The organism is Variovorax sp. PBL-H6 (assembly GCF_901827155.1).
Taxonomy (GTDB): Bacteria; Pseudomonadota; Gammaproteobacteria; order Burkholderiales; family Burkholderiaceae_C; genus Variovorax.
Genome location: NZ_LR594659.1, coordinates 2985118 through 3006485 on the forward strand (window position 1 = coordinate 2985118; position 21368 = coordinate 3006485).

16 protein-coding genes are annotated in these 21368 nt (G+C 69.7%); 3 read left to right on the top strand and 13 right to left on the bottom strand.

From position 1 onward, the window contains the following. The first annotated feature begins 123 nt into the window (after positions 1 to 123). A complete protein-coding gene (locus tag G3W89_RS14035; RefSeq protein ID WP_162574651.1) occupies positions 124 to 495 on the top strand; it encodes a YbaN family protein in 372 nt (123 codons plus the stop codon). Between the two features lie 9 nt (positions 496 to 504). On the opposite strand, the gene G3W89_RS14040 is transcribed toward G3W89_RS14035, so the two are convergent. The 9 genes from G3W89_RS14040 to G3W89_RS14080 all read right to left on the bottom strand — a co-directional run bounded on the left by G3W89_RS14040 (position 505) and on the right by G3W89_RS14080 (position 14666). After that, positions 505 to 3183: a bifunctional acetate--CoA ligase family protein/GNAT family N-acetyltransferase gene (locus G3W89_RS14040; protein WP_162574652.1), complete on the bottom strand. Its 2679-nt coding sequence runs from the start codon at positions 3181 to 3183 to the stop codon at positions 505 to 507. Positions 3184 to 3279: 96 nt separating this feature from the next. Then, positions 3280 to 5967, bottom strand: a complete 2688-nt coding sequence (locus G3W89_RS14045) for a bifunctional acetate--CoA ligase family protein/GNAT family N-acetyltransferase (protein ID WP_162574653.1) — start codon at positions 5965 to 5967, stop codon at positions 3280 to 3282. A gap of 62 nt (positions 5968 to 6029) precedes the next feature. Continuing rightward, entirely contained in the window at positions 6030 to 8201 is a 2172-nt protein-coding gene (locus G3W89_RS14050) for a 3'-5' exonuclease (protein WP_162574654.1), read from the bottom strand. Further along, entirely contained in the window at positions 8198 to 8572 is a 375-nt protein-coding gene (locus tag G3W89_RS14055; RefSeq protein WP_162574655.1) for a response regulator transcription factor, read from the bottom strand. Before G3W89_RS14055 ends, G3W89_RS14050 begins: the two co-directional genes overlap by 4 nt. Beyond that, positions 8569 to 11307, bottom strand: a complete 2739-nt coding sequence (locus G3W89_RS14060; RefSeq protein WP_162574656.1) for a sensor histidine kinase — start codon at positions 11305 to 11307, stop codon at positions 8569 to 8571. The genes G3W89_RS14055 and G3W89_RS14060 overlap by 4 nt, the downstream gene beginning before the upstream one ends. A 1-nt stretch (position 11308) precedes the next feature. Beyond that, positions 11309 to 11509, bottom strand: coding sequence for a hypothetical protein (locus tag G3W89_RS14065; RefSeq protein ID WP_162574657.1), 201 nt, complete (start codon positions 11507 to 11509; stop codon positions 11309 to 11311). Positions 11510 to 11525: 16 nt separating this feature from the next. Next, on the bottom strand, positions 11526 to 12626 hold the full coding sequence (locus tag G3W89_RS14070) for a putative nucleotidyltransferase substrate binding domain-containing protein (protein WP_162574658.1): 1101 nt from the start codon (positions 12624 to 12626) through the stop codon (positions 11526 to 11528). 7 nt (positions 12627 to 12633) lie between these two features. Then, a complete protein-coding gene (locus G3W89_RS14075) occupies positions 12634 to 14361 on the bottom strand; it encodes a cation acetate symporter (protein ID WP_162574659.1) in 1728 nt (575 codons plus the stop codon). Beyond that, positions 14358 to 14666, bottom strand: coding sequence for a DUF485 domain-containing protein (locus G3W89_RS14080; RefSeq protein ID WP_162574660.1), 309 nt, complete (start codon positions 14664 to 14666; stop codon positions 14358 to 14360). Before G3W89_RS14080 ends, G3W89_RS14075 begins: the two co-directional genes overlap by 4 nt. 193 nt (positions 14667 to 14859) lie before the next feature. On the opposite strand from G3W89_RS14080, the gene G3W89_RS14085 reads away from it, so the two are divergent. Continuing rightward, the gene (locus tag G3W89_RS14085) at positions 14860 to 15345 is read left to right on the top strand and encodes a bacteriohemerythrin (protein ID WP_162574661.1); all 486 of its coding nucleotides are present in this window, start codon (positions 14860 to 14862) and stop codon (positions 15343 to 15345) included. Positions 15346 to 15398: 53 nt separating this feature from the next. Here the strand turns inward: G3W89_RS14085 and G3W89_RS14090 are convergent, their stop codons facing one another. The 4 genes from G3W89_RS14090 to G3W89_RS14105 all read right to left on the bottom strand — a co-directional run bounded on the left by G3W89_RS14090 (position 15399) and on the right by G3W89_RS14105 (position 19312). Beyond that, complete coding sequence (locus G3W89_RS14090; protein WP_162574662.1) at positions 15399 to 16595, bottom strand: NnrS family protein; 1197 nt, start codon at positions 16593 to 16595, stop codon at positions 15399 to 15401. A 13-nt stretch (positions 16596 to 16608) separates the two neighbouring features. Then, positions 16609 to 17238: a nitroreductase family protein gene (locus G3W89_RS14095; protein WP_162574663.1), complete on the bottom strand. Its 630-nt coding sequence runs from the start codon at positions 17236 to 17238 to the stop codon at positions 16609 to 16611. Positions 17239 to 17339: 101 nt separating this feature from the next. Further along, positions 17340 to 18773: an oxygen-independent coproporphyrinogen III oxidase gene (hemN, locus tag G3W89_RS14100; RefSeq protein WP_162574664.1), complete on the bottom strand. Its 1434-nt coding sequence runs from the start codon at positions 18771 to 18773 to the stop codon at positions 17340 to 17342. 95 nt (positions 18774 to 18868) lie between these two features. Next, entirely contained in the window at positions 18869 to 19312 is a 444-nt protein-coding gene (locus G3W89_RS14105; RefSeq protein WP_162574665.1) for a universal stress protein, read from the bottom strand. Between the two features lie 128 nt (positions 19313 to 19440). Between G3W89_RS14105 and G3W89_RS14110 the strand changes: the two genes are divergently transcribed. Beyond that, positions 19441 to 21363, top strand: a complete 1923-nt coding sequence (locus tag G3W89_RS14110) for a type IV pili methyl-accepting chemotaxis transducer N-terminal domain-containing protein (protein ID WP_162574666.1) — start codon at positions 19441 to 19443, stop codon at positions 21361 to 21363. Positions 21364 to 21368 lie beyond the last annotated feature (5 nt).

Below are 21368 nucleotides of genomic sequence, written 5' to 3' on the forward strand. Positions count from 1 at the left end.
TGCCGCGATCGAGCGCTCGTCCGCCGACGGTGCCGCCTTGCAATCGGCCTTCCCGCTCGGGGGATTGCCGCCGCTCGACTACCATCCGCTGCATTTCCCCAAGAAAGGTCCAAGCGCCTGCCGATGCTGCCTACCCTCCTCACGCGACTGCTATGGCGTCTGCTGGCCATCCTGTCGATCGTCCTCGGCGTGATCGGGATCGTGCTTCCGGTCGTCCCGACCGTGCCTTTCCTGCTGGTCGCGGCCTGGGCCGGCGGCCGTGGCTGGCCGGCCCTGGAGCAGTGGCTCCTGGGGCACCCGCGCTATGGCCCGCCCATTCGGCAATGGCGCGAGGGAGGCATCATCTCGCGCAGCAGCAAGTGCGCGGCCATCTCGATGATGGCGCTCGGTGCCGTCGTGCTGCAGTTCACCGGCGTGCCCATGGCCCTGAGGGCGGTCGTGCCGGTGGTGCTGGCCGTCGTGGCCGTCTGGCTGTGGACCCGGCCCGAAGCCTAGCCCGGGGCCTCAGCGGCGTTCGCGTCGGTCGTCCAGCGCCTTGACGAGGCGCCGCGTGCCGGGGTCCTGCGGCGCGGCACGGTCCTCCGTGAAGCCCAGGTCGTGGGCCAGCTTCAACATGCGCGTGTTCTCGCGCAGCACGATACCCACCATTCGGCTGATGCCGCGGCTGCGCGCGTGCTCGATCAGCTGCTCGAACAGCAGCCGGCCGAGCCCCGCACCTTTCAGGTCGGACCGGACCACGATGGCGTACTCGGCCTCCACCTTGTCCGGGTCGCACACGCTGCGCGCGACGCCGAGCGTCTCGGCCGATCCATCCGCATCGATCTCCTCGGCAATGAAGGCCATCTCGCGGTCGTAGTCGATCTGGGTCAGGCGGGCGAGCTCGCTGTGAGGCAGGTCGCGCCGCATCTGGAAGAAGCGCAGGCGGATGTCCTCCGGCTCGAGCTGCTGCAGAAAGCGGCGATGCTGTGCCTCGTCCTCGGGCCGAATCGGCCGCACGGTGATGCTGCGCCCGTTCCAGTCGCGCTTGCGGACCCACTGCGTCGGGTAGGGCACGATCGAGAAGTGCTCGGCGCCGGCCTGCGGCGGCGTCGCGAGGCGGATGCGGGCATCGAGCGCCAGCGCGCCGTGCTCGTCGAGCCACAGCGGATTGATGTCGAGTTCTGCGAGCTGCGGCAGGTCGGCGAGCATCTGCGACACCGAGATCAGCACGTCGTACAGCGCGTCCATGCGGGCGGGCGGGTGATCGCGGTAGCCGGCCAGCAGCCGCGAGATGCGCGTGCGCGAGACCATCTCGCGCGCCAGGCTGCGGTTGAGCGGCGGCAGGCCGACGGCCGTGTCGTCGCTCACCTCGACGGCAGTGCCGCCCTGGCCGCACAGGATGACCGGGCCGAAGATGCTGTCGATGCTGGCGCCGACGATCACCTCCTGCGCGTGCGGACGGTCGGCCATCTGCTGGACGCTGAAGCCGTCGATCGGCGCGTCGGGCCGCGCCGCGCGCACGGCCTCCAGCATCTCGCCCGCTGCCTTTTCGAGCGTGGCCCGATCGCGCAGGTCCAGGCGCACGCCACCCACGTCGGTCTTGTGCGTGATCGCGCGCGACACGATCTTCAGCGCCACGGGATAGCCCAGCTCCTCGGCGGCCCCGAGCGCGGCTTGCGCGGTCGGTGCCACCTGCAGGGTGCGTACCGTCGGCACGCCGTAGGCCTGCAGCACGGCCTTGGCCTCGGCTTCGCCGAGCCATTCGCGCCCGGCGGACAGCGCCTCGTCCAGGAGCCGGCGCGCCCTGGCGAACTCGGGCGCCGGGCTCTCGCTGGAACCGGGCGCCTCCGTCAGCAGCGCCTGGTTGCGCCTGTAGGTCTGCAGCATCGCGAAGGCGCGCACGGCATCTTCCGGCGTCGGGTAGTCCGGGACACCGGCCTGCTCGAAAAGCTGGCGCGCCTGCGCCACCGCGGCATCGCCAAGCCAGCAGCTCATGACGCGGGGCACATCGGTGCGCAGCAGCGGCACGCAGGCCCGGGCAATGTCGTCGCTGCGCACGATGGCGGTCGGCGCATGCACGAGCAGCACGGCGCCGGCGGCCGGATCGGCCAGCAGGGCCGACAGCGTGGCGGTGTAGCGCTCCACCGGCGCGTCGCCGATGATGTCGATCGGATTGGCGTGCGACCAGTGCACCGGCAGCACCGCGTCGAGCCGCTCGAGCAGGGCCTCGCCCGGCTCGGCCAGCGCGATGCCTGCGCGCGCGGCGGCATCCGCGGCCATCACGCCGGCGCCGCCGCCGTTGGTCATGATGGTCAGCGACTCGCTGCGGTTGCCGCGGAAGCGCGCAAGCGTCGCGGCCGCCATGAAGAGCTCCTGCAAGGTGTCGACGCGAAGCATGCCCGCGCGGCGGATGGCGGCGTCGTACACCCGGTCGGAGCCCGCCAGCGCGCCCGTGTGCGAGGCGGCCGCGCGCAGGCCGGCGCCGGCGCGGCCCGCCTTGACCACGATGACCGGCTTGTTGCGCGCCGCCGCACGCGCGGCCGACATGAACTTGCGGGGCGATTCCACCGACTCGATGTACAGCAGGATCGAGCGCGTGCGCGCGTCGCTCGCCAGGTAGTCGAGCAGATCGCCGAAGTCCACGTCGCAATGGTCGCCGAGCGACACGAGGTGCGACAGCCCGATGCCGCGACTGCGCGTCCAGTCGAGCACGGCGGTGACCAGCGCACCCGACTGCGACACGAAGGCCATGTCGCCCGGCAGCGCATCGGTGTGGGCAAAGCTGGCGTTCAGGCCGAGGTGCGGGCTCAGCAGCCCGATGCAGTTGGGGCCCAGCAGCCGCAGCAGGTAGGGGCGCGCTGCATCCAGCGCAGCCTGCTTGTTCTGGGCGCCGAGTCCCGCCGTGACGATGATCGCGGCGCGGGTGCCCAGCGCGCCGAGTTCGGCGATGAGCCCCGGCACCGTCGCCGCCGGCGTGCAGAGAACCGCCAAGTCCGGCGCCGCGGGCAGTTGCGCCGCGGTGGCGTACACCGGCATGCCATCCAGCAGCGAATGCCTGGGATTCACCGGGTAGACCGGCCCCGCGAACGTTCCGGCGCGCAGGTTGCGCCAGACGGTGGCGCCCACGCTGCCCGGACGGGTCGAGGCGCCGAACACGGCGACCGAGGTGGGGGACAGCAGGCGGTCGAGATGGCGGATGGTCAAGAAAGCCTCCGATGCGGATCGAAGGCATCATGCGCGGCGGCGCAGGGGCATTCCTTGATGCGCATCAAGCCCGGGCGCCGCCGGCCGCGCTGGGCCTCACAAGGCGTGGGTGACCAGCCGGAAATCCGGGTCCTCGGGGAACGGCCTGACCGCGAAGCCGAGCCTTCTCACGAGCTTCAGCATCTCGGCGTTGTTCGAGAGCACCAGCCCCACGATCTCGGCCAGGCCCTTGTCGCGCGCCACGTCGATGATGCTCTCGAGCAGCCGCGACCCGAGGCCCTGGCCCTTGTAGTCGTCCGCCACCACGAGCGAGAACTCGCAGCTCGACTGGTCGGGATTGGTGAAGTAGCGCGACACGGCCACGATGCGCTCCTTTTCGAGGGCCGTGCCGTCCGGCGCCGCGGCGCGCTCGCGCACGACGGCGACCAGCGCCATCTCGCGGTCGTAGTCGATGAGGGTGAAGCGCGCCAGCATCGCCGGCGGCAGCTCGTGGAAGCGCGAGACGAAGCGGAACCACCGGCTCTCGGGCGACAGCTGCTGCACCAGCGCCTGCAGCATCTGCGCATCGGCTGGATGAACCGGCCGCACGGTGCAGATTCCGCCTTCGCGCAGCGGCCATTCGCGCTGGTAGCGGGCCGGGTAGGGGAGGATCGCCAGGTGCTGGTAGTCGCTGCCGCGTCCGCCGATCGGCGAGGGCGCGTGCGCGACCACGATGCGGGCATCGACCGCGACGCAGCCCGATTCGTCCACGATGATGGGGTTGATGTCCATCTCGCGCAGCTCGGGCAGCTCGCACACCATCTCGGAGACGCGCAGCAGCACGTGCTCGAGCGCCTGCGTGTCGGCGGCGGCCGCGCCGCGCCACTCCCCCAGCGTCTCGGCCACCCGCGAACGCTCGATCAGCCGTCGCGCCAGGAACTGGTTGAGCGGCGGCAGCTCCATCGCGCGGTCGTCCAGCAGCTCGATCATGGTGCCGCCCGCGCCGAACACGATGACCGGCCCGAACGGGTCGTCGGTCACCAGCCCGACGTAGATCTCGCGCCCGCGCCGGGCGCGCGCCATTTGCTGCACCGTGACGCCGTTGATGCGCGCGCCGGGGGCGAGCCGGGCCACGCGCTCCATCATGCTCAGGTAGGTGTCCCGGGCGCCCGCCGCATTCACGATGTTGAGGGCCACGCCTTCGACGTCGGACTTGTGGGCGATGTCGGGCGAATCGATCTTGAGCGCGACCGGGAATCCGAGCTGCGTCGCGATCATCATGGCCTCGTTGGCGCTGTGCGCCAGCAGCGTGCGGGTGATCGGGATGTGGAAGGACGACAGCAGTGCCTTGGACTCCATCTCGGTCAACACCGTGCGGCGTTCCGCCAGCACGCTCTCGATCAGCAGCCGCGCTCCTTCGACATCGGGCTTGGCCAACTGCGACAGGGGCGGCGGGGTCTGCTGCAGCAGCTGCTGGTTCTGGTGGAAGGTCGCGATGTTGCCGAAGGCGCCGACGGCCGCCTCGGGCGTGCGAAAGCTCGGAATGCTCGCTTCCGCCAACACCTCGCGGGCGGCGCCGACGGAGGCGTCGCCCATCCAGCACGACAGCAGCGGCTTGCTCGTCGGCTTCGGGATCGCAGCCAGGGCGCGCGCAACGTCGGCCGGGTCGCAGCCGGTCTTGGGGGAGAAGATGGCCAGCACCCCGTCGATGCCCGGGTCCTTCGATGCCGCGTCGACCGCCGCGCGGTAATGAGCGGGCTGCGCGTCTTCCGACAGGTCGATCAGGTCGGTGAGCGAGGCCAGCGGCGGCACCTGCGGCCCGAGCGCCTGCTGCGAAGCCGGCGAGAGCTTGCCCAACTGCAGGCCGATCTCGTTGACCCAGTCCGCCGCGAGCACGCCGGGGCCGCCCCCGTTGGAGACGATCGCCAGCCGCTTGCCGACGGGCCGGTAGCGCGAAGCCAGGCACTTGGCAGCCGAGAAGAGCTCGACGAAGGATCGCACCCGGACGGCGCCGGCGCGGCGCAGCGCCGCGTCGAAGACCTCGTCGCTGCCCACGATCGAGGCGCTGTGCGTGTGCGCCGCCTCGTTGCCCGCGGGCTTGCGCCCGGCCTTCAGCACCACGACCGGCTTCGCGTGGGACGCGGAGCGCAGCGCGCTCATGAAGTGCCGCGCGTTCAAGATGCCTTCGAGGTGGACGATGATGCTGTGGGTCGCGGCGTCGTCGGCGAAGAAGTCCAGCACCTGCGCGATGTCCACGCAGGTGTGCGGCCCCAGCGAGACCACGCTGGAGAAGCCCACCGCGTTCTGACGCGCCCAATCGAGCATCGAGGCGGTCAGGGCGCCCGACTGGGCCGCCAGCGCGAGCGGTCCGCTGCGCGCCAGCGGACCGGCCGCGCTGGCGTTGAGCTGCAGCGAAGGGCGCTGGAGGCCCAGCGAATTGGGGCCCAGCAGGTGCAGGCCCGCCTGATGGGCGATCTTGCGCAGCGCGGACGCCTGTTCGGCACCGATGCCGCTGGAGACGACCAGCGCGGCGCGGCAGCGGATGCGGCCCGCGACCTCCAGCGCCGCGGCGATCTCCGCGGGCGGCAGCGCGATGATGGCCAGGTCGGCGCGCGTCTGCGCCAGGTCGGCCAGGGTGCCGCTCGTGCCGATGTCCAGGAACTGCATCGTGCCGGAGAAGCGGGTGGCCCGCAGTGCGTCGCGCACGGCCCGGGCCTGGGTGCCCGCCCCGGCGTCGTCGGCCGGTCCGGCGAAGACCACCACGGATTGCGGTGCGAGGAGCGGCGCGAGGTAGTGCTTGTCCATCGGTCCAGGGCCTGTTGACATGACGGGGCCTAGTCTGCCTCAGTCCGCGCCCCCGCAGCCGTTCAGTAGCTCAGCCGCGCGTACCAGGTCCGCTGCGCCGCCTCGCGCGCCTGGCCCAGCGTGTGGATGCCCCGCGACGCCAGCAGGGGGATCAGCCGCAGGAACACGTCTGCCGTCAGCAGCGCATCGCCCAGCGCCGTGTGGCGGCCGAGCACCGGGAGGCCGAAGCGCGCGGCAATGGCCTCCAGTTCGTGCGACGCCTGCTGAGGGCTGGCCGCGGCCGAGAGCAGCAGCGTGTCCAGCACCGGCTGCCCGAAGCGCACGCCGGTGGCGGCTTCCTGCATCTGGAGGAAGCGCATGTCGAAGGCGGCGTTGTGCGCCACCAGCACCGTGTCGGCGGCGAAGGCGTGGAAGGCCGGGAGCACCTGCGCGATGCGGGGCTGGCCGGCGACCATCGCCGGCGTGATGCCGTGGATGGCCATGCCCGCCGCCGGGATCCCGCGGCCGGGATCGACCAGTTGCTCGAAGCACTCGTGCCGCAGCACCTTGCCGTTGACGATGCGCGCCGCGCCGATCTGCAGGATCTCGTCGCCCTGCGCGGGGTCGAGGCCGGTGGTCTCGGTGTCGAACACGGTGTAGGCCAGGTCCACCAGCCGCCGGTCGCCCAGTTCGCGCGCCTGCTCGCTGGCGCGGAACAGGTCGAAGTCGTAGTACTCGGGCCGGCTGTCATCGTGCAGCGCCGGGGCGGTCTCCAGCGACTCCTGCGGCATGGCCGAGGGCAGCAGGAAGCGGAAGAAGACCTCCTGTCGTGCCCGCTCGCGCTGGAACCAGAACGCGCCGCCGTGCCGCTCGACCACGTCACGCACCGACAGTGGACTGGCTTCGTCGCCCGCCGTCATCGGGCTCGACTCCCAGGCCATTGCGGTCTCGGTGCTGATCGCCGTGCCGCTCCAGGCCAGGTCGAGGTGGATGCGCTCGTCCTCGCGTCGCAGGCGCAGTTGCACGCGCTCGACGGCGTATTCCCCGGCCAGGCGCGCGGCCAGCGAAGCCAGCGCCTGCAGCAGCGAATAGCTGTCGACCCGCAGCCACAGGCCGGGGTCGACATCGGCGGCGCTGGCGCGCACCGGGGAGCGTGCCTCGATGTGGCGCAACGCGGCCTGCAGCAGGTCGGCGCCGAGCATCTCCTCGAGCGGCCAGCGCGTCTTCGAATCCTCGCTGGTGCTCGCCGCAAGCGACTGGATGCGCGCCGTCATCGAGCGCACCTCCTCGCGCACCACGCGCAGGAAGCGCTCGCGCGCAGGTGCGTCCAGGTCGGGCAGCTCCAGCATGTCCACGGCCGCCTGCAGGCTCCCCAGCGACGCACGGGTGCCCTCGGTGAGCGCATGCAGCAGGCGGTCCCGCTCGGAGTCTTCCTCGAACTCGCGCGTGATGTCCTGCAGCATCAGCACGAAGCCCGACAGCGGCGCCGCCTCCTCCGGCGGCGCGGAAGGATCGCGCACCGGCGCCATCTGCACCCGCAGCAGCCGGCCCGCGCGCGAGCTGGTGACGAACTGCGCCGAAGGCTGGGCGGTGCGGCGCTGCAGGCGCTGGCGGATGCGCTCCAGCGCGTGGGTGACGAGCTGCCGGTCGAAGGCCGCGTAGATCGAGCGCCCGAGCCCGATCAGCTCGTTGCCGCCGGCCGGGGACAGCGACCGGAACTGAAGCCGCGCCTGCTCGTTGTAGAGCAGGATGCGGCCATCCAGATTGCACACGACCACGCTCTGCGTCAGCTCGGACATCAGCGCCGCGAGGCGACTGCGCTCCTGCTCGATGCCGCGTGCCGCCTCCTGCACCTGGGCGTCGATATCGGCGCGCAGGGCGTCGCGCTGGCGAGCCAGCCGTTGGGCAATGTCGGCGAGTGCGCGCGCGCCTGCACCGCACGCCGCTGCTGTGGCCGGGGGCGCCGCGCGCGAGAGGTCGCCGGCAGTCAGCAGCGCCTGCGCAGCCTCGGCCAGCCGGGCCGGCTGGCGCACCCAGGTGGCATGGGCGTGACGCGACAGCATGCCGAGGGCGATCGCCAGCACCGCCCAGCCGAGCAGCAGCAGGGCAGTGCGCGGCGCCAGCATCGCGGCGAGTGAATCGCGCTCGGCGGGCGCCAGCGTGAGAGCGAGCAGGGCGCCGAGCACGAGGCCGGCAAGCGCCAGCACCGCGCCGGGCGCCAGCGCCGCCGCAAGTTCGCGCGGGTCGGGCTTCATTCGGTCCCGCTCAGCATGCAGCGCACGCGTTCGGCCAGTTCGCGCGTCGAGAACGGCTTCGTCATGTAGGCATCGGCTCCCAGGGCCAGGCCCTTGGCCGCGTCGGTCGTGCGGCCCTTGGCGGTGAGCATGAGGATGCGGGTCCCCGCGATCGCCTCGTCGGCCCGCACCGCCTGCAGCACCTCGAGCCCGGACTTGATCGGCATCATCACGTCGAGCAGCACCAGGTCGGGCCGCAGCCGCCGGATGGCATCCAGCGCCTGCTCGCCATCGCGCGCGATGCTGACCTGGTAGCCCTCGCGCTTCATCAGGAACTCCAGCGAGACCACGATGTTGGGCTCGTCGTCTGCGATCAGCACCTTGTGGGTCATTGGGTCACCTCCGTCCTGCGCAGCGGCAGCTCGAAACCGAAGCATGCGCCCTGTCCCGGCGCCGGGTCGAGCCAAAGCCGCCCCCCGAAATGCTCGACGATGCGGCGGCTGATGGGCAAGCCCAGCCCGGTCCCCTGCGGGCGGCGCGCCGCATCGCCGCCCTGGCGGAACTTCTCGAACACCAGCGCCTGCTGCCCGGGCGGCACGCCGGGCCCGTTGTCGCGCACGGTGCACACGATGCGGTCGTCCTCGGCCCGCACGCACAGCTCGACACGACCGTGTCCGGCGGGCACGAACTTGGCCGCGTTCGACAGCAGGTTGATCAGCACCTGCGTCAGGCGGTCCGGGTCGGCCAGCAGCGGCGGCACCGCGTCGGGCAGGTGCAGCGCGACGGTCGCGCCGCGCTCGCGAAACAGTTCCTGCGTGGTCTGCACGGCCTGCCGCGCCAGCGCGCACAGGTCCACCTGCGCGCGGTTCCATTCGGCACTGCCCGACTCGATCTTCGCCATGTCGAGCACCTGGTTCACCAGCCGCGTCAGGCGTTCGGTCTCGGCGACCACGAGGCCCAGGAACTGCTGGCGCTGCTCGCTTTCCATGGCCGGGTCATCGAGCATCAGCTCGGCCAGCGCACGGATCGACGTCAGCGGCGTGCGCAGCTCGTGCGTCACCGAGGACATGAAGTCGTCCTTCAGGTGGTCGAGGCTCTTGAGCCGTTCGTTGAGTTCGCTGAGCTCCGCGGTGGCGCGCTCCAGCGAGCGGGATTTCTCCTCGAGTGCCTGCGAGTGGGCGCGCAGCGCGGCGGTCTCGCGCGAGGCTTCCTCCAGGATGCTCACGACGTCCTGCGGCTCCAGCACTTCTTCCTTCACCACCGAGGCCACCATGGCCCGGGCCGAGGCGCTGCCGATGGCGCCGGCCAGACGGCTCTCGACGAACTGCACCAGCCGCGCATCCGCAGCGATCTGGTCCGCCCCGGCGATGCCGTTGCGCTGCGCATAGTCGTGCAGCAGCCGGTCGACCGCCTCCGCACCCAGGAAGCGCGAGGCCAGCCGGCGCAGGTCGTCCAGCCTGGCGGTGCCGCGCCAGAAAACCGGGGCCTCGCCGGCCTGTCCGGTGCGCCGGAACACGTCGACGAACATCATTGCCTGGCTCGTCTCGTGCGCCGACGGCCGCCCGAGCAGCGAGACGCCGAAGTACAGCGCGGTGTTGGCCAGCAGGCTCCAGAACAGCGCGTGCGTCAGGTTGTCCAGCCCCGAGAGACCGAGCAGCTGCTCCGGCCGCAGCCAGGCGATGCCGAACGGCCCTTCGGCGATGAAGCGGCCCGGCATCCAGCCCGACTTCGCGATCGACGGCAGCATCAGGGTCCACGCCCACAGCACGAACCCCGCACCCAGCCCGGCCAGCGCGCCCTGGCGCGTGCCGCCCTTCCAGTACATCCCCGCCAGCATCGGCGGCGCGAACTGCGCCACGGCGGCGAAGCTGATCAGCCCGATGCTGACCAGCGCATAGTCCTCGCCGGCGATGCGGTAGTAGACATAGCCGAGCAGCAGCAGCGCCACGATCACCGCGCGGCGCACGCCCAGCAGCAAGCCGCTCAGGTCGCGGGTGGTGCGCAGGCCACGGCGCAGCAGCAGCAGCGGCATCACGAGGTCGTTGCAGACCATGGTCGAGACCGCGATGGCCTCGACGATCACCATGCCCGTGGCCGCGGACAACCCGCCGATGAACGCGGCCAGCGCCAGGCCGGGCTGGCCGGCCGCCAGCGGCAGCGACAGCACGAAGGTCTCCGCGTCGGCCTGGCCGGCCGGCGGCTGCAGCAGTCCGCCAAGCGCGATCGGCAGCACGAACAGGTTGATCAGCAGCAGGTACAGCGGAAACGCCCAGGTGGCGCGCCGCAGGTGGCGCTCGTCCACGTTCTCGACCACCATCATCTGGAACTGCCGCGGCAGGAAGACCACCGACAGCATCGCGAGCAGCGTCAGCGCGAACCACTGGCCGCCGGCGAAGCCGCCCACCTCGCTGCCGAGGCTGAGCAGGCGCGCCGTGTCGGGCCGCGCCGCGGCGCGGCCGAACAGGTCGGCGGGCCCGTCGAAGAGGCCCCAGGTCACGAACACGCCGACGGCCACGAAGGCGAGCAGCTTCACCAGCGATTCGACGGCGATCGCCGCCACCATGCCCTCATGGCGCTCGGTCGTGTCGAGGTGGCGCGTGCCGAAGATCACCGTGAAGCCGGCGAGTGCCAGCGCGACGTAGAGCGCGCCGTCGTGCCACCAGGCTTGCGGCTGCGCGGGCGCGCCGGCGAGGAGGGCGTAGCCGCTCGCCACGGCCTTGAGTTGCAGCGCCACGTAGGGCAGGATGCCTACCACCGCGATCAGTGTGACCAGCATCGCCAGCGCGGGGCTCTTGCCGTGGCGGCTGGCGATGAAATCGGCGATCGAGGTGATACGCTGGCTGCGCGCGATCCGGACCATCTTGCGCAGCACCGTCCACGCCATCAGCATGGCGAGCGTCGGGCCAAGGTAGATCGGCAGGAACCAGAGGCCCGATGAGGCGGCGCGGCCGACGCTGCCGAAGTAGGTCCAGGCGGTGCAGTAGACGCCCAGCGACAGCGTGTAGACCCAGGGGTTGCCGATCAGCGAGCGGCCCTGGCGCGCGCGCCGGTCGACGAAGTGCGCGACGGCGAACAGCAGCGCGAGGTAGGCGAACGCGGCGCCGACGATGACGGGCACGGACGACATGTCAGGACTCGTCCGGCGCTTCGGCGATCCACGCGGCCAGCGCGATCAGCACGGCCCATCCGCCGAACAGCGCCAGCGGCATCAGCGGCAGGCCCCAGAGCATGACGGGTCGGTCCCACAGCGTGAGCAGCGGCACGTCGAGCAGCAGCCAGCCGAGCGCGAAGAGGCCGAGCAGGCGCTGGGGTCTGGGGCCTTCGAACATGGGTGATCTCGCTGGATTACAGGGCGTCGAGCCGAAATCGCTGCTGCAACAGGCCACGAAAGCGGCGCACGATGCCGAGCGCGGCGCGCAGCGTGTCGCGCTCCAGCGTCGCGAGTTCGGACGGTTGCACCCGGTTGTCGGGCGGCTGCCCGGCCTGCTTCTGCCGCAGCTGGCGGCCGAGCCTGAGCGCCATCAGCCAATGCAGGGCGTCGAGCACGTCGCGCGCGAGTCCGGCGTCCAGCTGCTGCAGCTCGACGAGCCGGTGCAGGCGTTCTGACGTCGGCGTGACGCGCAGGCCCTGCTGCAGCGCCAGCGCCCGCACGCCATGCACGATCGGGAAGGTGCCCAGCTTCTTGAGGTCCAGCGCCTCGTCCTCGTGGCGGGCGATGAGCCTGTGCCACCAGTTCGGGTGCGGATCGAACAGGTCGATGGCGCTGGCGAAGCGCGCAAGGAAGACATCGTTGCGGTCGACGATGTGGTCCAGGTGGTCGCGCGCCGCGACGAGCAGCGCGGCGTCGCCGGCGACCGCGCGGCTGTCGAGGAAGATGGCCAGGTGCATCGGCCCTTGGGGTCGGCTGCCGTAGACCCAGTCCCGCAGCGCCTCCTTGAAGGCAGCCAGCGGCTGGCGCCAGAGTGCCTCGGTCAGCATGATCCCGCCAGGGCAGGGCGGATAGCCGAGCTCGGCCAGCGCGGCGCTGAAGCGAGCGGCGACAGAGGCGAGCTCGGGGCTTTCGAAGCCGTCGCGCAGGAGCAGGGCGTTGTCCTGGTCGGTCTTGAGGATCTGCTCGCCTCGGCCCTCGCTGCCCATGACGATCAGGCAGCTGTTGGCCACCAGCGCCGGTGGCGCCAGCAGGGACCACAGGCGCTGGAACAGGCGCGCGTTGAGCGCGCCGACAAGCAACGCGATGCGCTCGATCTTCAGCCCGCCGTCGTGCAGGAGTGCCACGAGCTCGTCCATGTGCATGGCCACGGCGGCCAGGTCGGCGACGCCGGTCGCACCGTCGATCCGCAGCGCGAGCGTCTGCGGGTCGCGGCCTGCCAGCCGCCGGGGGTCGAGCAGAACGGGCAGATCCGGCATGGTGTCGCCCTCGCTGCACCGCATGCCGGGTTCGCTCACGGCTTCTTCAGTGCCCGCTGGCGCCGGAGGCCCCGATGCCGGTCTCCGACCGCACCTGTTGCGCGAGGAAGCCCTGCTTGTCGATGTCGCTGCGCTTGCTGCTGTCCAGCAGCGAGAAGATCCAGATGCCGAGGAAGCCGATGGTCATCGAGAACAGGCAGGGCGAGGCGTAGGGGAAGAAGGCCGAACCTTGCGGGTGGCCGAGCGTCGCCTCCCACACCGACGGCGAGACCACGGTCAGCGCCACCGAGGAAATCAGCCCGAGGAAGCCGCCGATCACCGCGCCACGCGTCGTGCAGCCCTTCCACAGCACCGACATGAACAGCACCGGGAAGTTCGCCGAAGCCGCGATGGCGAAGGCCAGCGAGACCATGAACGCGATGTTCTGCTTCTCGAAGACGATGCCGAGCAGCACCGCCAGGATGCCGAGCGCGACGGTGGTGATGCGCGTGACGCGCAGCTCCGAGGCGCTGTCGGCCTTCCCGTTCTTGACGACGGTGGCGTACAGGTCGTGCGAGACCGCCGAGGCACCCGACAGCGTGAGGCCGGCGACGACCGCGAGGATGGTCGCGAAGGCCACCGCCGAGATGAAGCCGAGGAACACATTGCCGCCCACCGCGTTGGCGAGGTGGATGGCCGCCATGTTCCCGCCGCCGATCAGGCCGCCCTTGGCGTCGACGAACTGGGCGTTCGTGAGCACGAAGGTGATGGCGCCGAAGCCGATGATGAAGGTGAGCAGGTAGAAGTAGCCGATCCAGCCGGTCGCCCACATCACCGACTTGCGCGCCTCCTTGGCGCTCGGCACGGTGAAGAAGCGCATCAGGATGTGCGGCAGGCCGGCCGTGCCGAACATCAGCGCCATGCCGAAGGAGATGGCCGAGATCGGGTCCTTGACGAAGTTGCCGGGCCCCATGATCGACTGGCCGATGGCCGCTGCCGTCTGCGCTGTCTTGCCGTCCTTCAGCGCCAGGTCGGTCTTGACCTTCACCGCGCCGGCGAACATCGCCTCCGGGCTGAAGCCGAAATGCCACAGCACCGAGAGCGCCATGAAGGTGGCGCCGCCCAGCAGCAGGCAGGCCTTGATGATCTGGACCCACGTCGTCGCTGTCATGCCGCCGAAGAGCACGTAGACCATCATCAGCGAGCCGACGATCACGACTGCGATCCAGTACTCGAGGCCGAACAGCAGCTTGATCAGCTGGCCGGCGCCCACCATTTGCGCGATCAGGTAGAAGGCCACCACCACCAGCGTGCCGGAGGCCGCGAAGATCCGCACCGGCGCCTGCTTGAAGCGGAAGGCCGCCACGTCGGCGAAGGTGAACTTGCCCAGGTTGCGCAGCCGCTCCGCCATCAGGAAGGTGATGACCGGCCAGCCGACCAGGAAGCCGATGGAGTAGATCAGCCCGTCGTAGCCGGCAGCCATCACCGCCGCCGAGATGCCGAGGAAGGAGGCCGCCGACATGTAGTCGCCCGCGATCGCCAGGCCGTTCTGGAAGCCGGTGATGCCGCCGCCGGCGGTGTAGAAGTCGGCGGCCGACTTGGTCTTCGCTGCTGCCCACTTGGTGATGAAAAGTGTGCCGAGGACGAACATGCCGAACATGCCGATGGCCGTCCAGTTGGTCGCCTGCTTCTGGGTCTGGCCGAGATCGGCCCCGGCCGCCCACGCCGCCGCGCAGGCGGCGAACAGGGCAGCGACTGTGAGCGCGCGGCGCGCGGAGTGCCAATGCAGCTTCATTTGAGGGCTCCCTTGGCCACGGCCTCTGACAGGGTGTCGAACTCGGCATTGGCGCGCTTCACGTAGTAGGCGGTGATCGCGATCGTGAAGACAATGACGCCGAAGCCGATCGGGATGCCCAGCGTCATCACGCCTTCGCCCATCCGCTGCGCGAGGAAGGGCTTGTTGAAGGCCACCAGCAGGACGAAGCCGTAATACACGAGCAGCATCACCAGGGTGAGCATCCAGCCGAAGCGCGTGCGCCTCGCCTTGAGCGTCTGGTATTGGGGGTGGCTGGCAATGCGCCGAACCAGATCGTCGTCCATGGGGTCTCCTTCAAGGGTGGATGGGCGACGCCATTGGAAGCTGCGGCGCGGAATGCGCCTTTGCGCTAGCGCAAGGTCTTTGGATGTCGTGCAGCCGGGATCGTCTGCATCGACTGCCCGACTGTTGAGCCATATCAACACACTGTCCGTCGAGCGGCGATAACGTCTTGTCTCCATCATCGAAGGAGATCACATGGCAGCCCTGGATCGCTCCGGCGCGCTCTCGCTCGACTTGCCTTTTATGGACCGCGCCCGCGAGGAGTTCATCCGGCTCCTGACCCGGGTCGACGAGGCCGACAACACCCGGTTGCCCTCGGCCTGGAACGACCTGGTCGAGTGCGCCGCCGAAAACTTCGCGCGCGAGGAAGTCTGGATGCGGGCGACGGGCCATGCATCGCGGAAAGACCACGATATCCAGCATCGCGTGGTGCTGGGGGTCATGCGCGAAGGTGCGTTGCAGGCCGGGGAAGGCAGGCTGTTGCAGGTGCGCGAGATGGCGCGCCAACTCAGGAGCTGGTACGCAAGGCATGTCCAGACCCTGGATGCCGCGCTCGCTCTCCATTTGCGTGGCGCTCGATTCGAACCCGCGAACGCCGGGGCCGCCGGGGCCGCCGCCAAGGCTGCGCCCCCCGTGTGGTCTGCGCTGCGCGAAGCGGTGGAGCACGTTTCCTCGGACTGACCCAGGTCAGGAATTCAGCCCGGCGCACGCGATGTCGACGGGTAGGGGCGAGTTCAACCGGGCTGGCCGTCCAGGCGCGGTCGCGTCAGCACAGGCCAGTAGCGCACTGCGTACAGGCCGAAGCCCCCGCTCCAGAACGCGGCAGAGGCGAGCACGGCGGTGATCGTTTGCGCCGGTGCGAACAGCGGCACCACGATCCGCACCAGCGCCGCGAGCAGAACCAGCAGGAAGCAGGCGGTGTCGAACGCGTCGGCGCGCAGGACCCGGGCCGTGTGACCTCGTGCCGTGCGGACCATCATCCCGATGATGAGTCCCCCTGCCGCTCCCACGGTCAGCGCGTGGGTCGCCAGGGAGGGGGACACCCAGCCATGCGACGCCAGCGCTCGCAAGGCGAGGTGCACGGGAATCCATGCGTAGGCCAGGTGCAGCACCAGGACGAGCGTGTCGTCCACGGACTTCCAGGGCCGCCAAAGCAGCCATCGCACCAGATGCGCGAGCGCCGCGACGAGCGCGACAGCGGCCACGACCGTGGGCGGCAGGCCCAGCGCATCGGTCAAGAAGAGGGCGAGCACGGCGCCGAGCGCCGCCCGCTCGACCAGGGGCCGGCGCGTCGCGTTGGCACCCGCAACGGCATTGTTGGTGAACATCGGGATCACCCGGCCGCCCATCACCGCCATGATGAACAGCAAGGTGTCCAGCGCCAGCTGGATGCCGATCCATGCCGGCACCCGGATCACCCCGAGCGCCGAAAGATGAAACGCCAGTGCCGCCCCGGACAGCAACAGCAGCAAACCGATGAAGAAGTAATTGCGGCGGTTGCGCGCGCCCACGAGTGGAATGGCCAGCGCGACCGCGCTCGCCAGCGGAAACGCCGCGTTCACGAGCGCGGCTGTCCAACCCAGAGGCGTGAGCACGAGGATGCGCCCTGCCACCCAGAGCGCCGCGAGGGCGGCCAGCGGCAGGCCCGTGGGCGTCGGCCGGCCGGACCAGTTGCGTCCCGCGGTGAACAGGAATCCGACGATCACGGCGAGCGCGAAGCCGAACAGCATCTCGTGCGCGTGCCACAGCGGCCCCTGGAGATAGGCCAGCGGCAGCCACCCGGCGAACTGCACCGCCCACAGACCGATGGAGAGGGCTGCGAAGGTGCTGGCCAGCAGGTAGAAGGGCCGGAAGCCGAGTTGCCACAGGGCAAAGCCCGATTGAAGGTCTACCGGTGCTTGCGAGGGTTTGATTGCGATGTAGGGGGCCAAATGGACCACCTTCTTACGGCGCGTGGCCCAGTTCGGAGACGTAGCGCTCCACCACGGGCCGCTCCGGGCCCGCCTTGTAGGCCAGCATCGTGCCCAGGCTGATGAAGCACAGCGGCTTCTCGTGCTCGTCCAGGTCGAACAACGAGCGCAGTCCGGCCGACTCCATCGTCCTGCCCGAGGTCAGCGCCGACTCGTAGCCCAGGACGGTCGCGGTCAGAAGCATGTTCTGGATGGCGCATCCGGCCGACAGGATCCGCTCGATGTCCGGTACTTCCCCGGCGCCGGGGCCCAGCCGCACGATCGCCAGCATCAGGACCGGCGCCTGGAATGCCTTGTCGCGCGCTCTTCCGCGCTCGTCCGGCGTGGCTGCGGCATCGTGTTCCTGCAGGGACTGCGCGAACACCTCGGCGAGCCGCTCTCTCTCACGCGGCGGAACGATGACGAAGCGCCACGGCACCAGGCCGCCATGGTCGGGCGCCGCGGCCGCGGCACCCAGGATCTGATCGAGTTCGGCCCGCTCGGGCCCCGGGGCACCCAGCCGCTTGGGAAGCACGGTACGGCGTGCGTGCAGGAGGTGGGCCAGTTGCCGCCCCGTGATGGGCGGGTCGGCGGCCGACCCGCGAGGGTCCGTTTCAGTAGACATGTGGAAGTCCCCATCAAGCTTCACCCACAGCTTCCCAGATGACCGCACTGCGTGCAATGGTCGCAGCCGGCCTTGCGGATCATTGTGTGGGCACCCCATTTCTAGATGACCCGGGAAAAGCGGGCGCGCTTGCGGTCGGTTTGCAGATAGCGATCGAAGACCATGGCCACGGCCCGCACGAAGAACCAGCCGGTATCGGTCACAGTGAGATCGCGCTCGGTCACCCGGACCAGTCCGTCTGCCTCGAGCTGGCGCAGGGCGTCCAGTTCGGGCGCGAAGTACTCGCTGAAGTTGATCAGGTGAGCGATGGCGACCGACTCGAAGTCCACGTACCCTTGGCACATGATGGCCATGATCACCGTACGGCGCAGTACATCGTCGCGCGACAGCGCCAGCCCGCGCGCCACCGGCAGACGTCCCTGATCGAGAAGGTCGTAGTAGTCCTCCAGGGATTTCGCATTCTGGCTGTACGTGCTGCCGACCCTTCCGATCGCCGACACGCCGAGCGCGACCAGGTCGCAGTCCGGATGCGTGCTGTACCCCTGGAAGTTGCGGTGCAGCCGGCCCTGGCGCCTGGCGATGGCCAGGCTGTCGTCCGGCAACGCGAAATGGTCCATGCCGATGTAGACGTAGCCGGCGGCCGTGAGCGCGCGGATGGAGCGCGACAGCATCTCGATCTTCGTGGCCGCGAAGGGCAACTCGCTGGTGGCGATCCGTCGCTGCGGCTTGAACCTTTCGGGCAGATGCGCGTAGGCGTAGAGCGCGATGCGGTCGGGCCGCAGCGCGCAAATCTGCGCGAGCGTCCGGTCGAAGGATGCGGCGGTCTGCCGCGGCAGCCCGTAGATCAGGTCGACGTTGACGGACTGGAACTGCAGTGCGCGTGCCGATGCGACGAGATCGAAGACCTGCTGGGCAGGCTGGATGCGATGAACCGCCTGCTGGACGGCCGGGTCGAAGTCCTGGACACCGAAGCTCAGGCGATTGAAGCCGAGTCGAGCCAGGTGCGCAAGGCGGCCGGCATCGACCGTGCGCGGATCGATCTCAATGGAGTATTCGCCGTCCGGCGCGAATGAAAAGGCATCGCGCAGCATGCGCATGAGTTCGGTCAGCTCGTCATCGCTCAGGAAGGTCGGCGTGCCGCCGCCGAGATGAAGCTGGCTCACCGGTGTCCGCGGCCCCAGGTGCGCCTGGTGAAGGGCGATCTCCTTCTCCAGGTACTGCAGGTACTCGCGCGCACGCGATTGATGCCGGGTGATGATCTTGTTGCAGGCGCAGTAGTAGCACAGCGATGCGCAGAACGGGATGTGGACGTAGAGCGAGATCGGCGCCTTGCTTGCGCTGATGCCCAGCCTGCGCTGGCGCGCGGCATCGCCATAGTCGGCGGGGCCGAAGGCTTCCACGAAGCGGTCTGCGGTCGGATAGGAGGTGTAGCGAGGCCCGGACACGTCGAAGCGGGCCAGCACCTCGGCAGAGATCGACTGCGCGCTTGCCGGTTCGGATGCAGTCGTGGGTGCGGGTGCCGGTGTGACAGGCATCGTCTCTTCCAGGTGCGCGGTCTGCAGGGTTCCACGCCCTTGCCGGGGGCTGGCCGCACGAGCGCGCGAGACAAGGCTCGTGGCCATGCCGGGCATCAGCGCAGCACGAGCACGGGCACATCGGAATGTGCCAGCACCTGCGCGGTTTCGCTGCCCAGGAAGGCGCTCGTCAGCCCGGTTCGTCCGTGCGTGGCCATCACGATGAGATCGCTGCCGTACTTGCCGGATGCCTCGATGATGGAAGGCGCCACGCGGCTGGACCTGACGACGGCGGAACTGACCCGGACGCCACGGGCCTCTGCGCGCTTTTCGATTGCATCGAGCATGGCCTTGGCCTGCTCCGCGCGACGGCTCTCGATGCGGTCCAACTCTTCGGACTGGAACCTGAGCGTGCCCTCCATATGGCTCTTTGCTTGCCGCAGCACCACGGTGAGGGCCGTCAGTTCGGCCTTGTGTTCCGTGGCCAGGTCGATGGCCTTGGCCACCGCCTTGTCTGCCAGTGGGGAGCCATCGGTGGCGACAAGAATGCGCTTGAACATGATCGATCTCCTGGTAGGTCGTGTCGTTCGCAGCGTAGCCCGGCGGGCCTCTGGGGACTTGATCTGGATCAATCAAGCATGCCGATCAGGATCGAGAATTCGGCAATCAAACGAAAGACTCACGCTCGATGATCAAACCGAGGCAATGGACTCTGGGCGCCAAGCTGGCGCTGGTGGCCATGCCATTCCTGCTGGTCGCATTGGGCGCCATCGCCACGCTGGTCAACATGTCGTGGCAGATCGAGGGTGGCGCTGCCGCGGTCAACGAAGCGGGCCGGATGCGCATGCATACCTACCGGATCGTGTTGTCGGCGGGCTCGCCGGACGTGCAGGCGCTGCCGCACCAGGTGGCGGAGTTCGAGCGCAGCCTTCAGCTGCTGCGCAACGGCGACGCCGAACGGCCCCTGTTCGTGCCCTGGGACCGCATGGTGCGCGAGCGCTTCACCGTGGTCGAGCGCGACTGGATCGCCTTTCGCGGCCGCCTCGCCGACCGGGAGGCGGCCGGCGCCCCGGCCATGGGCGAGCTTGATGCCGACGCGGTTGCCTTCACCCTGGACATCGACGCATTCGTCGCCGCCATCGAAGACCACCTGTCACACTGGACCGCGCTGATGCATCTGCTGCAGGTCGCCATGATGGGCATCGCCCTCGTTGCCGCGGCGGTGCTCGTTCATACGGGTTATCGCTTCGTCCTGGAGCCGCTGAGCCTGCTCAAGGAGGCGATTCGCCGCCTGCAGGCCGGCGATCTCGGCGGCCGTGTCGCGCGCACCAGCACGGACGAGTTCGGAATGCTGGCGGAGGGGTTCAACGACATGGCCGAGCAACTGCAGTCCATGTACCGCGACCTGGAGAGCCGGGTGCGGGAGAAGACGGCCCTGCTGGAGCAAGAGCGGGGCCGCCTGGAGTGCCTCTACGAGGTCACGACGCTGACCGCCCGGGCCGCGACGCTCGACGAGCTGGCACACGGCTTTACCGAAAGCATCGCCCGCATCGCCCATGCGGACGGCGTGGCCCTGCGCTGGTCCGACGAGGCGAACCGCCGCTACCTGATGCTGGCCTCGCAGGGCCTGCCCCAGGCCATGACGGATGCCGAGCTTTGCGTGACGGCCGGCGACTGTCATTGCGGTTCGGCGCCGGTTTCATCGGGCGCGCGCGTGATACCGATTCGGACCATGCAGCCCATGCGGATGCAGCATTGCGCGCAGGCGGGCTTCGAGACCGTGGTCACCATACCGATCCGGCTGCACGAGCGCCTGATGGGCGAGGTCGACCTGTTCTTCCACGCCCGTATCACGATCTCGGAGGCGGAGCGTTCGCTGCTGGAATCGCTCACAGTTCACCTCGCGGGGGCCATGGAGAATCTTCGGCTGAATTCGCTGGAGCTGGAGGCCGCGGTCTCGCAGGAGCGAGGTCTTCTCGCGCGCGAGTTGCACGACTCCATCGCCCAGTCGCTTGCCTTCCTGAAGATCCAGGTCCAGCTCATGCGGGATGCGCTCGCCGACGGCGACGCCTCGCAGGTCCAGCACGTCCTGGGCGAGATCGACGAGGGCGTGCGCGAGAGCTATGGCGATGTGCGCGAGCTCCTGATGCATTTCCGCACCCGGACCAACAACGAAGACATCGAGCCGGCGCTTCTCACCACGCTGCGCAAGTTCGAGCACCAGAGCGGATTGAAGGCCAGCCTCCGGATGCAAGGGCACGGCATGCCCTTGCTCCCGGACACGCAGATCCAGGTGCTCCACATCGTGCAGGAGGCGCTGTCGAATGTTCGCAAGCACGCCCAAGCCAGCCAGGTGTGGCTGGACGTGCAGCAGGCGCCGCAATGGCGGCTCGAGGTGCGCGACGATGGCCTCGGGCTTGCCGAAGGCGAGGACGGGCCCGACGAGACCCACGTGGGCATGCGCATCATGGCCGAGCGTGCCGAGCGCCTGGGTGCGCAGCTCGAGGTGATGTCCTTGCCCGGCCGAGGCACCTCCGTCGTCCTGACACTGCCGATGCCGTCCGGCCCCGCCGCACAGCCGGCAGCGGCGCCGCAACTTCGCCTCGCCTGATCCCC